Origin of the sequence: [Limnothrix rosea] IAM M-220, from assembly GCF_001904615.1 — a bacterium.
In the GTDB taxonomy this organism is placed as follows: domain Bacteria; phylum Cyanobacteriota; class Cyanobacteriia; order Cyanobacteriales; family MRBY01; genus MRBY01.
Genome location: NZ_MRBY01000075.1, coordinates 1 through 13,603 on the forward strand (window position 1 = coordinate 1; position 13,603 = coordinate 13,603).

11 protein-coding genes are annotated in these 13,603 nt (G+C 43.4%); 3 read left to right on the forward strand and 8 right to left on the reverse strand.

The window, feature by feature from the left end; translation table 11 throughout:
* Positions 1-47: 47 nt before the first annotated feature.
* The 5 genes from NIES208_RS17635 to NIES208_RS17655 form a co-directional block, all read right to left on the reverse strand.
* Entirely contained in the window at positions 48-545 is a 498-nt protein-coding gene (locus NIES208_RS17635; protein WP_075894301.1) for a class I SAM-dependent methyltransferase, read from the reverse strand.
* Complete coding sequence (locus tag NIES208_RS17640; protein WP_171971805.1) at positions 526-1,431, reverse strand: polysaccharide pyruvyl transferase family protein; 906 nt, start codon at positions 1,429-1,431, stop codon at positions 526-528. The genes NIES208_RS17635 and NIES208_RS17640 overlap by 20 nt, the downstream gene beginning before the upstream one ends.
* Positions 1,432-1,518: 87 nt before the next feature.
* Positions 1,519-2,436 (reverse strand): glycosyltransferase family 2 protein, encoded by a 918-nt coding sequence (locus NIES208_RS17645; RefSeq protein ID WP_216349432.1) that lies wholly within the window; start codon positions 2,434-2,436, stop codon positions 1,519-1,521.
* Positions 2,437-2,439: 3 nt separating this feature from the next.
* Positions 2,440-3,771 carry a flippase gene (locus tag NIES208_RS17650; RefSeq protein WP_075894304.1) on the reverse strand — a complete coding sequence of 444 codons (1,332 nt, stop codon included), beginning with the start codon at positions 3,769-3,771 and terminating at the stop codon, positions 2,440-2,442.
* Positions 3,772-3,923: 152 nt separating this feature from the next.
* Positions 3,924-4,778, reverse strand: a complete 855-nt coding sequence (locus NIES208_RS17655) for an alpha/beta hydrolase (RefSeq protein ID WP_075894312.1) — start codon at positions 4,776-4,778, stop codon at positions 3,924-3,926.
* 271 nt (positions 4,779-5,049) lie between these two features.
* On the opposite strand from NIES208_RS17655, the gene NIES208_RS17660 reads away from it, so the two are divergent.
* Positions 5,050-6,018, forward strand: coding sequence for a helix-turn-helix domain-containing protein (locus NIES208_RS17660; protein ID WP_075894305.1), 969 nt, complete (start codon positions 5,050-5,052; stop codon positions 6,016-6,018).
* Positions 6,019-6,132: 114 nt separating this feature from the next.
* Entirely contained in the window at positions 6,133-7,212 is a 1,080-nt protein-coding gene (gene rlmN / locus NIES208_RS17665) for a dual-specificity RNA methyltransferase RlmN (RefSeq protein ID WP_075894306.1), read from the forward strand.
* 7 nt (positions 7,213-7,219) lie between these two features.
* On the opposite strand, the gene lpdA is transcribed toward rlmN, so the two are convergent.
* The 3 genes from lpdA to NIES208_RS17685 all read right to left on the reverse strand — a co-directional run bounded on the left by lpdA (position 7,220) and on the right by NIES208_RS17685 (position 11,931).
* The gene (lpdA, locus tag NIES208_RS17670; protein WP_075894307.1) at positions 7,220-8,653 is read right to left on the reverse strand and encodes a dihydrolipoyl dehydrogenase; all 1,434 of its coding nucleotides are present in this window, start codon (positions 8,651-8,653) and stop codon (positions 7,220-7,222) included.
* A 579-nt stretch (positions 8,654-9,232) separates the two neighbouring features.
* A complete protein-coding gene (locus NIES208_RS17680) occupies positions 9,233-10,891 on the reverse strand; it encodes an NAD(P)H-quinone oxidoreductase subunit 4 (protein WP_075894309.1) in 1,659 nt (552 codons plus the stop codon).
* Between the two features lie 254 nt (positions 10,892-11,145).
* Positions 11,146-11,931 carry a hypothetical protein gene (locus tag NIES208_RS17685; RefSeq protein ID WP_075894310.1) on the reverse strand — a complete coding sequence of 262 codons (786 nt, stop codon included), beginning with the start codon at positions 11,929-11,931 and terminating at the stop codon, positions 11,146-11,148.
* 102 nt (positions 11,932-12,033) lie between these two features.
* On the opposite strand from NIES208_RS17685, the gene murG reads away from it, so the two are divergent.
* On the forward strand, positions 12,034-13,089 hold the full coding sequence (murG, locus tag NIES208_RS17690) for an undecaprenyldiphospho-muramoylpentapeptide beta-N-acetylglucosaminyltransferase (RefSeq protein WP_075894311.1): 1,056 nt from the start codon (positions 12,034-12,036) through the stop codon (positions 13,087-13,089).
* The last annotated feature ends 514 nt before the right edge of the window (positions 13,090-13,603 follow it).

Below are 13,603 nucleotides of genomic sequence, written 5' to 3' on the forward strand. Positions count from 1 at the left end.
ATAAGCTCCTTTACTTTACCCCTTTCCTGTCTTTTATTTTGATGCGATTACCCTGTGTTTTTATGCGAATCCACAATACGTTGTGCTTCCAAACCAATCCTTTCCAAAATAAACTCTTGATTAGGAATTTGTTCAGCAGTGAGAAGCTTTTTCATTTCTCCACCTGACTGCTCACGCACCATTTGATCAAACAATTCAACTAAAATCCAATCATAATCAGGCCTGAATTTACTGTGCTCAGCAACGCCTTCTAGCTTTTGTAGATAGCAACGAACAATTTGCTCTAAGTCTGGAACAACAACCCTAATAGTTCCTTTTGGTACAAGAACACGAAAACATTCATGCAAGAAACTCTTCGCTTGCTTTTTCTTTAAATGTTCCAGAAGGTGAGAATGATAAACCACTTCAAAAGTCTGGTTTTTAAATGGTATTCCCTTCAATAAGTTATGCCCAACTACATCTGGAGGATTAGGTTTAAAATCAATATTACTCCACTGCTCGTGAAATCTTGAACCACAACCTAAATTAAGATACATTAGTTGCATTAAACTGCTTCTTCCAGAGCATAATATTATCAATATTAAGCCTTATATCTATAGAAAAAGGCTTTTCAATCCAAGCACTTACATGCGCAAAATCATCTCTTTCAGCCGTTGGTAAATTTGTATCGCGGGCAATTTCTTTTGCTCTATTATCAATTTCCAATATAAGACTTCTTTTTCTGGCTAGCAAACATTTGATACCACCATGTAACCTTGTTCCAATGTAGTCAAATTTTACGCCAGAGGATAAAAATTGATTGAGTGAATTGAAGGAATGACCAAGTATCTTAAAAGGCTTATTAAAGGAGCGTATATACTCTAAATCCTGTCTACCTTGAGGCCATACAAAAACTGTTTCATACTTGTCAAATAGCAATCTAATAAGCTGACTATCTATACTCGGCCGCTTTGAGTAATCTGTAAGCATCAGAAGAACACTAGGTGCTTTTAACGGGGGAATCTCTTCTTGCTTGAGGTGGGCAAGAGGCCACATTGTTGGACATCCTGTGTTTACAACATTCTTAAATCCGGCAAACCTAAGTTGTTTCTCAGTGTAACCATCCCTTACAGAATGTAAATATTGATGTGAAAGAACCGATTTAAGTAGAAGTCTTGTATAGAGATTAGGGGGATTCTGGTACTGCCACCAACCAACACCAAATAAAATCACATTTTTCACTCTGTATATATCCAATGGAGAAAGTTTCCATTGTCGATACTGTTCCATATTAGAAGACAATAAGTTTGTTCCTCCTACGAAGGTAAAAGAGCTATCCTTTACCAACTTTACCTGATTGGCTCTCAAATATTTTTGAGTTGAGATACTCAAAATATCTCTATCCATAAAAATTTTAGAGAGTTCAGTTTTAACAGCATTTTCAATAATCAAGTCCCCCAAGTTGGAGCTAGGAAAACCTTGGTGGTTTTCGATTCCTGGATTCAATAAACATATGGACATTATCAGATTGTGTTGTTATTAAATATTAGTTGCTTTTCTGAGTTTAAGTGCTAGTTTATGGATGAAGCTTTCACTGTTCTTGAAAAACAGTTCATCATACTCCGTGTCAGGTATTAAGATATTGTTTGTTTCCAAGGGAAATTCGAGATTCTCGGAATAAACCTTTCGTCTAGTTGAATGTTTCGTATGAGTTGCGTCCTTACGAAAACCAATATTTTCAATTAAATTTTTACTAGGTACAATCGCTAAACCCGAATTAATGTGACGCGAATAAGCCCACTGATAATCCCAAGTATCAACTTGCCTACTTCTACAATCTAAAAATTGATTCTCTCTTATTCTCCCAAGCTTTTCACCCAAAAGATGCCTTAGCTTCCGATCTTTTACTACTTTATCTAAGTGAGTCATTTTAAGATCAAAATTTTTCCAAGCTCTCGCCCAACTAGCCCATCCCCAAATACCTCCTAAATTAGAAAAAAAATAATCTTGCTTATCTGCTTGCCATGACTGTTGTGCGTTATAGCCACTAATCAACATAATTCTATTATCCATTTTGTACCTTACCAAAAGCTGTTCACAGAATTCAAAAAACGAACTATTTGGCACACAATCATCTTCTAAAATAATTGCCTCTTCAACCTGCTTAAATATCCAATTAAGTCCACTTGACACTCGCTCACGACAACCCAAATTTACATCGGAGTAGTTATAAAAAACTTCGCAGTCCCAATCGATTTGTTTAATGACATCTCTTGCTGCTTGGCACTTTGCCTGTTCCTTTGAAGTTCTGGGCCCGTCTGCAATTATAAAAAGTTGCCTTGGCTGTGCCTTGCGAATTTCGTTAAAAACAATCTGTGTCAGATCAGGACGATTGAAAATAATAAAAACAATAGGGGTTTTCAACATTTTATAAGTTTTGTTATTTGTTAACTGCACAATTCAACTTGAAGACAAAAAAATGCTTATCATGTAGGCTTTCGATTGAAGATTAAAAATTGGACGAGTTACTGGAGTTAATCCATTACTTAAATATGAAGCGACTGCCTGTGAAATTACAGTTGCTAAGGCAGCTCCGACACCTGCATATGACGGAATTAGCAAGTAATTTAAAAACAAATTAATAATTGCACCTAAAAAAGTTCTCAGAAAAGATAAGTGTGTTAAGTTTTCTGCAATAAACCAAGGAGAGCTAGCTACCCCCATAAACACAAATAATGAAGCCCAAATATGAATACTGAGTATTATTCCTGATTGGCTATATTCTTGCCCATAAATTATTGGGATAATCCACATAGAAAAAATAGATATAGGAACAGCTAAAATCAAAGAAAGTTGAACTAAAAGGCGAATTAATTTTTCGATTTTCGTGTTGTAGGAGAGTTCGTCATTCTTTTTTGCAGCATAGATTGATGGGGCAACGGAAGCTGTAATTGCTGTCGGTATAAAATACCAAATTTCAGAAAGCTTAATTGCAGCGGCATACAGGCCTACTGCTTCATCGCCAACCATTTCGCCAAGCATAATCAAGTCGATTTTCATGTAAATCATGACACTCAAGCCTGACAAAATGAGTGGCCAACTTTCTTTTAATAGTCGTTTTGCTAAGTCTAGACTCCAAGCAAGCGAAAAATCATATCCTCGGAAACGATACATTCCAATCAAGGCGATCGCCCCTAGGGAAGTTTCTGCAAACATAACCCAAGCAAAGGTTATTAAAGGAGCTTTCCATATAACTAGCAGTACTTTGAATCCTGTGATTAATAGAAATACGCTATTTTTAGCAATTACTGTAAATTTAGACTGAACTTGGGAACGAAACCAAAAATCAACAACATCAAAGGCTTGAAAAATACTTGCTGTTGCGAGTATGGCAACCACTTGAATAATAACTAAGTCTTCTGAACGAATCCAGAAAATTGCACCCAAAACTAGACCACAGCATAGTAGGGAGCTTAATAGTTTTAGCCAAAATGTTGTCCCTAAAATTTGATCTTTTAATTCTGGTTCGTGAACAACTGTACGAATCACTAATGAATCCAAGCCAAGATTTGCTAAAGGACTAAACAAACCAATAAAAGCAATTGCATAGTTTAGAATCCCAAACTGCTCTGCTCCTAGATAGCGTGCAACCCAAGCTCCAATGACGAGACCAAACGCCATACGAGAGATATGCTCAAAAAATAACCAAGCGATATTCTGGAAAACATTGCCTCGTTCACCGCTAATGTATTGACGAGCAACTTCTCGCAAATGTCGATAATTACTGAGCATTAAAGTTGATTGGCTCCTTGAAAGAGAAAGTTCATTTCTTTCCGAAGATAAGACTTGATGTAATCATCGCTAAAAAAGTCATAGTAATGCCTAAATATCTCGCCAATACTGTTTTTCTGTTTTTCCTGCCTCAATGACAAGATGGTAGTTTCTCATGTTGCTGCTTTATCTGCCGATTGAAGTGTTTTTAGCCACTGAATACCTTCTTTGATTGTGTTTGCGCCGACTTGGGCGAGATTGTGGTGATCTGCTCCGTCAATTATTTCAAGGCGTTTGGGTTGGTTGGCGATCGCCATTAATCTTTCACTCATAAAACTAGGAACCGTCTCATCTGCTGTACCGTGACAAAGAAAAATGGGCAGCTTGAGTAAAGGTATTTTTTGGCGCGTGTCAAAACGCTGCTGCAAAATCCAATTAATAGGAAAAAACTGCATATAGGTTTTAGTGATAGACATTTCGAGCATGGAAGCAAAGGTCGACTCAAGGAATAACCCGGCACATTCATAGCGTGTGGCTAGCTCGACGGCGATCGCCCCACCGAGAGAATGACCATAAATTAACAGATCCTTGGGCAGAATATGCTTTTGTTGGCGTAAAAATTCATAGGCAGTGGCCGCGTCCTCATAAACACGTTGCTCATTGGGGAAAATATTAGAACTTTCACCGTACCCTCGATAATTCACCATAAGGACATTAAATCCGGACTGATGCAAAATTTCTAATGTCTGGAAATTACCCATTTCGTAGCCACCATTGCCGTGGAGCAAAAGCACAGTTTTCCCCTTGGCATCATCGCAGGGAAACCACCAAGTCACAATTTCTTCGGTGTTTTTTTCGCCAACTTTGAGTTTTTCTGTTTCGTAGGCGATCGCCAAATTATCTGGAATTGGAGTGACAGGCTGGCACTGGGGCTCAAAGATAATCCGTCGCTGCACAACCCACAGAACTAAACAAATCCCTAGATAAATTAAGATGCAGCAGAGACAGAACCAAACAAAGAATGGCATGGCACGCGATTCCAAACGACCCTTTCATCATAAAAGCTTAGATTTGCCAGATTTAAGACAACAAGACAGTTTGCTAATCGTCCCAAGGGTTTTAAACAAAGTTTAATGTCCTTTGATATTGGCAAAACAACAATCTAAAAAATTATCCTGATGCGAATAAATAGTCAGTGAAGTGTAAGTAATTACCGAAGGGTGGCTTGCTCTATCTACGGATCACTGTGTCAGGGTCAGTCTCTCGTCAAGGTTTAACCGTTACTTCACCACAGATACTATGTCTACTAGCCAGATTTGCTATTTCCCAGAAGGAACAACTCGTCAAAAGACGGAGGCCAATGTCCTACCCCTCCAACGCAAGGTGACCAAGGAAGAAAAAGTTATCCATTATTTTCCTGATATAGACGAAACTGGCCTAGGGGCAAATACCGCAACGGCGACGGAAGGCCTAGCCAAACAGGAGCTAACTCGGCGCATTCAAAAGTCTCTAATGTTTGATGAATCTTACATGGCGGCGATCGCCACCATTGATGCCAGCAAAAGTGACACAAAAAAGAAAGAAGCACTCCTAAAAAAAGTGATTGCCGCAACGGTAAAAGCCACCATTGCTGAAGTGCAAGCTACCCCCGAAAAATTTCAATTAGAACACCCAAAATCCCCTTGGCTACCCGGCTATCTGAAGCAATTAGCTGCCCCCCTAATCGAGCCAGAGCCAGCCCCAAAAACCTCTTCATTTGAGCAAGAGCGCCAAGTTAAATTCAAAAAAATTGGTGAGTTATTAAAGCGCACAAGAGAAAAACGAGGGTTCACCCATAGCAAACTCAATCACATGACCCACATTCTCACCGCCCATATTATTGCCATTGAAGCAGGTGAATTAGAAAAATTGCCGGAAGCCCTCTACGTTAAAGGATTTATCCGTCGTCTAGGAACAGCCCTCGGACTAAATGGAGAGGCGATCGCCGCCACATTTCCCATGCCAAAACAAACAGAGTCCCGCTACAAAGGGACCAAAAAAGTAGAAGACAATTGGACAACCGAAGCTGGCCGTTACGTGGGCTATACCGCCCTCATGATGGGTGCTGTCAGTGGCCTGTCTTGGAGCCTTAACCAATCCCAACAGCCCGTCACCCCAGCCCAACCCTTAGCACCTCCCCCAGCTAACCAAGCCACCGATGAAATTGCACCTCAAATCGTGCAGACCGATGCCAAAATTTCACCGCCAGAAATGATGCAAATGCCGTAATGTTTAGGGGTCTTGGCAAAGATCTTAGTTGAGGCAGCAAGGAGAAACTCCTGTGTCACAATGGGAAAGTCAATGCGCTTCTAGTGAGTGCGATCGCCTTTTTTTCTAAATCCTATGACCACGACCCAATCAGTACAATCGGTACTCCTTGGCAAAAGTTTGCCCGAACTCACAGAATGGATCGAGGGAACAGGTCAACCGACATATCGCGGCAAACAGCTCTACCAATGGCTCTATCAAAAAGGTGTTCACAATCTCCAAGAGATCACTGTATTTCCCAAAGCTTGGCGTGCCGAAATGCAGGATTATCCAGTCGGGCGATCGCAGATCCATCACCACAAAACAGCCCCCGATGGCACACGCAAATATCTTCTGAAGCTCCACGACGGCTTAATCATTGAAACCGTTGGTATCCCTACCGAAAAACGCCTCACCGTTTGCGTCTCCTCCCAAGTCGGTTGCGCCATGGCCTGCGAATTTTGTGCCACAGGAAAAATGGGCTTTACGCGCCACCTACAAGCCTACGAAATCCTTGACCAAGTACTCACCGTCCAAGAAGATTTTCGGCAGCGGGTGAGTCATGTTGTCTTTATGGGTATGGGCGAACCCCTAGCCAATATTGAAGAAGTCATTAAAGCAGTTCACAGTTTAAATAAAGATATCGGCATCGGCCAGCGCTCCCTCACCATTTCGACAGTCGGTGTTCCCGATAAAATTCGCGCCCTAGCAGAAGAGCATTTACAAGTCACATTTGCCGTGAGTCTCCACGCCCCCAACCAAGACCTACGGGAAACCTTAATCCCCACCGCCAAGCATTACCCGATTCATGATCTACTGGATGAATGTCGCGAATACGTTGATATCACCCGCCGTCGCCTGAGTTTTGAATATATTTTGTTGGCAGGAGTGAATGATTTACCAGAACACGCCACAGAGCTAGCCAAACATCTCCGAGGTTTCCAAAGCCACGTTAATCTCATTCCCTACAATCCCATTAGCGAAGAAGAATTTAAACGTCCCGGCAAAAAGCGTATTAACGTCTTTAAGCAAATTCTCCAAGACCATAAAATTGCAGTGAGTGTCAGATATTCCAAAGGTTTAGAGGCCGATGCAGCCTGTGGACAACTACGGACAAACCTCATAAAAAAAGTAGAGGTTGATCATGCTCAACCCCTACAAAAGATGACGAAATAAAAAGGAATTATGCAGTTACTTTGGCGCGCTTGTAAGCTTCATCAAGCACTTCAGACAGCGTTGGGTGGGCATGGACATTAAACGCTAATTCTTGCACAGGCTTTTTGTTGGCGATCGCATTGGCAGCCTCTTGGATCAAATCAGAAGCATGGATACCCATAATGTGAACTCCTAAAAGTTCGCCCGTGTCCTTACGGAAAATGATCTTGGCGATACCATCCGTTTCCTTTTCAGCTAATGCTTTGGAGTTGCCCTTAAAGTAAGTTTTTACAGTGGCTACCTCAAATCCTTTTTCCTTGCCAGCTTCGCGAGCTTGGGGTTCACTCATACCGACATAGCTAATTTCAGGATGGGTAAAGGCTGCTGCGGGAATCGCGGCATAATCAACAGTCATCTCATTACCGATCATGTTTTCCACAGCCGTAATCCCTTGACCAGAAGCGGCGTGGGCTAACATCATCTTGCCAGTAGCATCACCCACAGCCCACAGGTGCGGCACAACCTTGCCATCTTTAATGACTTGCATTTTGTCGTTGACATCGATAAAACCGCGGCGATCTGTTTCAACACCGACTGTGTCTAAGCCCAGATTTTTTGTGGCAGGCACACGACCCGTCGCCACGAGGCAAGCATCCACTTCAAGGTTTTCGACAACTTCCTTTGTTTTCGCGTCAGTCAATTCAATTTTGACCGGGGAACCGGGAATAATCTTGGTGGCAAATACGCCGGTGTAGGTTTCGATATCGCGTTGGTCGATCAGGGCACGTTTTGCGAGTTTGGCAATCTCAGGATCGAAGCCGGGCATCAAATCATCCAACGCTTCAATCATGGTAATTTCACAACCGAGGGCGGTATAAACGTCGGAAAATTCTAGGCCGATATAACCGCTACCAATAATGGCTACCCAGTCGGGCAAGGTTTCGAGGCGCACCGCGTCATCGCTGGTAAACACAGTTTTACCATCTACTTGAATTCCGGGGGGAACAAAGGGCTTTGATCCTGTGCAGATCATAATTTCTTTAGCTGTGAGATTCTTCACGCCATCGTCGCCAATGACACAGACTTTCTGTGCGCCATCGACTTTACCCCATCCGCGGATAATGTCGACTTTCAGTCGCTTGAGACTATTGGTTAAATCGCTCTGGATTTTGCTGACCAAGTCATTAGCATGGGCGGCGATCGCCTCACGACTAAAGCTAACTTGTTCTACACCGATGCCAAACTGTTGCAAATGCTTTTGGTCACTCATTTCCCGCACTTTACCGGAGGCGGCAAGGAGTGCCTTTGAAGGAATACAGCCACGGTTGACGCAAGTACCGCCCATATCTGCCGCTTCGACAATTGCTGTTTTAAGGCCACATTTCACCGCGTGGAGTGCTGCGCCATGGCCGCCAACGCCCGCACCAATAATGATCAAATCATAATCAAATTGTTCACTCATGAAGCTTTGATACTCTCATCTTCCAAATTGCTTTAGTTAGCTTATCTCAATTGCCACCCCCTACAGAAGCGGCTTTCCTCTCATGCCATGTCTGGTTAGTAAACAAGTGAACCTATCACCAAACTTCCCGCAGGTTTGTTTAATTCAGAGTTGGGTGAAAAATCCGCCAATTTCCATCAGTGTCTATCGTCATTACAACGATCTAGAAGACTCAAAAAATTTTGAGACTTCCTGTTTTCTTTTTGTAGGCGATCGCCAACAAATTTTATTAACGCACCTAAAATCAAAAATTTGAGAATAGCGACGACATCGTTTTTGTTTTCAAGAGATTCAAAGCACTCTGTCTTTAATCAGACTATAAGCTATTGTTTTGTTCCATCTTTGGCAAAAAAGCATTTTATGTGAAATCTTTTTTCTTCTCGTGTTTCCATCAAGATGTTATTTAGAAAAAGAAAAAAAATTGACATACATTCACTGACGTTTAATACGGAAAATCCCTGTCTAAAAAAACACCCTCAGATATTTCTATCTAAGGGCGATCGCCAACTATTGAAGATGATTTAAAGATATTATTTAGTGCTAAAGCGAGTTAGCACTGATCAAATCAGGACTGCGCAATTGACCCTTCGCCTCAACATGGGCAATCTGCGCTTGGCTGACCGTTGCATTTAAGGTCTGAGTTTTTGCGTCATACATTTGCATCAGCGTTTTTGGATATAAACCAACCGCAATAATGAGCACAGTAAAACAAGCCGCAATAAAAACTTCTCTCGGTCTAGCATCTTCGTAAACAGCATCACTAGGCAAAACACAGTCATTACCGAAACAGACAGGGGAGCTACTGGGGTTGATGCCACCCACTTTTTTGGGAGCACCAATCATACAGCTCAATAAATCGAGATCTTTCTTGTAGAAAATCTCACGCAACATAGACAGGAGATAAATGGGGGTAAGAATAACGCCCACTGCCGATAAAAAGACCGTAATTGTGCGGAATGTATTGCTGTAGATATCACTGGTTGCGAGGCCAACAAAAACAGATAGTTCGCCAACAAAGCCACTCATACCCGGTAGCGCTAGGGAGGCTAGAGCACCAATTGTAAACAGTGCAAATACGGTGGGCATCACTTGCCCAAGACCGCCAATTTCTGCCAAAACCATTGTCTTAGTGCGATCGTACGTTACACCGGCTAGGAAAAATAAAACCGACGCGATCAGGCCGTGGGAAAGCATTTGCAGCATTGCGCCGTTAATGCCGAGATCGGTAAAAGAGGCAATACCAATGAGCACAAAACCCATGTGGGAAATAGAGGAATAGGCGAGGCGACGCTTCATATTGGTCTGACCAAAGGAGCTCAATGCGCCGTAGACAATATTCACCACGCCTAAAACGACTAAAACTGGAGCAAAGTAAACATGGGCATCGGGTAACAGCTCAAGGTTAAAACGCATTAAGCCATAGCCACCCATTTTTAGTAATACGCCTGCTAGGAGCATGGAAATGGGGGAGGATGCTTCGCCATGGGCATCGGGCAACCAGGTGTGGAGGGGGAAGATTGCGAGTTTGACACCGAAGGCAATCAACAGGCCTGCGTAGAGCCATAGCTGAAGATTTAAGGGGTACTGATGCTCGGCGATCGCCGCAAAATCAAAGTTTGGCGCACCGGGCAAATTCAGGCTCAGGGCAAGGGCCGCAACGAGAATAAAAACTGAAGCCGCAGCCGTATAAAGCAAAAACTTCATGGCGGCATAGCGACGGCGTTTACCACCCCAAATACAAACTAAAAGATAAACAGGGATCAGTTCTACTTCCCACATGAGGAAGAACAAAAACAAATCCTTCGCCACAAATACACCAATCTGCGCAGCGTAGAGCAGCAGCATCAGGGCGTAGAACAACTTCGGACGACGATTAACCTGCCATGCCGAAAACATCGACAATGTCGTCACAAAGCCCGCTAACAACACCAATGGCATCGATATTCCATCAACGGCCAAGCTCCAGTTAATACCTAGAGGAGCAATCCAGCTATAGCTTTCTGTCAGTTGGAAGCTCGCAAGACTCGTGTCAAAGTTTTGCCAAAAGGCATAGCACATGAGCGCGAAATCAATGAGACCAACTAGAAGCGCGAACCAACGAACAGTCTTCCCCTCTTTGTCAGGAATCAAGGGGATGAACAGTGCGGAAATAGCTGGGAGGGCAATCATTGCCGTCAACCATGGGAATTGTTCTGCCATGAGTTGTGATTTTCTAATTGTGTAGAAATGTTTAGAACTTTTGCATAATACCAAATTATCCCCCGCCTCTAAAAAGATCTAATCCTGATGGGGTTGATGCATTTTGATAAGTATATTCAACGAAGTCAGGGTAAAAGGGGTACGGCGATCGCCACAAAAGTTGCTAATAAGAAACCCAGGTCATAAAAACCTGAGTCAAAAAACGAAAGATTGCGTCAATAAAATGAGCAAAAATAATTTAGAAATTTAGAAATTTAGGTGTCTTGCACTTTAACGCGGCGGGAGACGAGGGTAATGCCATCACTGCGCACAATAATTGCGGAGTACCAAACATCTCCGACTTCTTCTGGGGCTTCTACTCGTTTAAAAATACCGCCAGCGGGCAAAATATCTAGCTCAAAATTTTCGGGGTTGCTGTAGGTTCCTTCACCAATAATTTCCTCGGTCGCACCACCAAGCAAAATTTCATCCCCAAGGGGATCATTCACGATGACATCAAAGCCAAAATCTTCCTTGGGTTTAACGGTCTCAGGAATTAAAACGCGGACAGAGGGGGGATTGTCGCCACTCGTCAGTTCGGAGGATTCTGACAAAATTTCCTGTTGAACTAGTTGGCCATTTTCAAAGTATTGCTTCGAGCGCACCGTACTGTGGAGATGAGACCAGCGGCCTTCTAGTTTACGGATGCCACGGGTTTTGGTTTCGGTTTCGGCCATGAGGCGATCGCCGTCCTGTTCCCAGCTGAGAAGCTCGATGTCGTACTCCATGCGGGGATAATCTTGCCAAAGCTCCGCCAGAAATTCACCGTAGGATGCGCGACTGAGACCGTCTGAATGCTGAAATGTATCGCTGTAGAATCCTAAAGTTGTCTCCAGTTCGTGATTGTTGGCCGCGGTCTCAATGCTATTTAGTAAAGTGATGAGAGATTGGGGCGCAGTATTTGGTGTATTGGCATCACTCCGTAAGCCCGTACCAAAAGTGAGTGCAGTGGTGGCGATCGCCATGAGGGAAAAACGTTTAACAGATTGCCAATAACCCATAAATTCCTTGTTGCTCCAAGTGATTAAAGCTAGTTCTCTCGATTTGGTCGGAGGTTTAGTCTATTCTAAAACCTGAGACGAAAAACGACTGATAATGTGGCAATGACTCGAATTTTAATCGCAGCTAGTGGAACCGGTGGCCATCTTTTTCCGGCTTTAGCCGTGGCCGAAAAACTTTCCGATTGCGATATTGAGTGGCTCGGTGTCAGCGATCGCCTCGAAACAACCCTTGTCCCCAAGACCTATCCCCTCCACATTGTTACGGCCAAAGGACTACAGGGCAATCCGATTCGCAAAGTTTTCAATGGGCTACAGCTCCTATGGTCAATTTTTCAAACAAAGCAAATACTAAGCAGACGCAAAATTGATCTGATATTCACTACAGGAGGGTACATTGCGGCTCCGGCTATCTTGGCGGCGAACTGGCAAGGCATTCCTGTTGTTCTCCACGAATCGAATGTTTTGCCCGGTAAAGTGACACGCCTAATCGGTAAACGCGCCGACACATTACTGACTGGTTTTGCCGAAACAGCGAAATATCTTCCCGGTGCAAAAACCCTCCATCTCGGTACACCTGTGCGCGCAGATTTTCTGACACCCCAACCGCTCAGTGCGGATTTAAAAGAAAAACTATCCGGCGATCGCCTCGTTATTTTGGCCATGGGCGGTTCCCAAGGAGCTGTCGGTTTAAACCAATTAGTCCGTCAATGCGCTGCCCAATGGATCGAAGCAGGTGCATTTATCCTCCACATCACAGGAAAAAATGACCCCGATGTTGAAAGTTTTCAAGACCCTAATTATTTGTCAATGCCCTTTGCCCACGATATTGCCGCGTTAGTCCAAAACGCCGATTTTGTCATTAGCCGCTCCGGTGCAAGTGCCCTGACAGAGTTGACCATTACCAAAACACCATCGCTTTTGATTCCCTATCCCTACGCCGCCGAAGATCACCAAACCTTAAACGCGGAAGTCTTTGCAAAACATGGCGCAGGATTGCTCGTTCAACAAAATCAAGTGACCCCCGAAGCACTCACCCAAATGGTTTTAGAGGTGATGCGATCACCGGAAAAACGCAAAAACATGTCAGAGCAAACTGGAGCCTTAGGCATTCCCGAAAGCGCCGACAAAATTGCCCACTTTCTCAAAACTAGTTTTTAGTTTTTAGTTTTTAGTTTTTAGATCCGTAGTCGTTTTGAATAAATTCTAGAATGCTTTATTTCCCCCCTTGGGGAAGATATCCGCAGGAGGAAGGAGTTTCGATAGATTGCATAACCTAACGTCAGTTCGGGTTAAGGAGTTATCCGAATGCCTTGAAAACACGGGGACATTGGGATAGGGAGACACGGAGAGGGGAAGATACGGGACATCAACGGACACCCGCATTAGAATTGTTTGAATAAAAAATCGCCCCATCCCTCGATCTCCCTGTCGCCGCGTCGTCATTCCAGACCATGCTTAAACCGAACTCAGGTTAACCTACTGACAACTCACAGCCCCTCATATGAGAAGAACCTTCTCGTTCTGGCTCGAAACATCCATACTCATTTTGAAGATCAAGCCGCCGGAGCCGTTTGCGTATCGCCCTCATAGATATTACTCACAGCCAATTAACATGAGTTTTGCTTAAGCATGCTCGGAAGTACGACGCGGTGAAGGGGAGAGCGAGAGATCG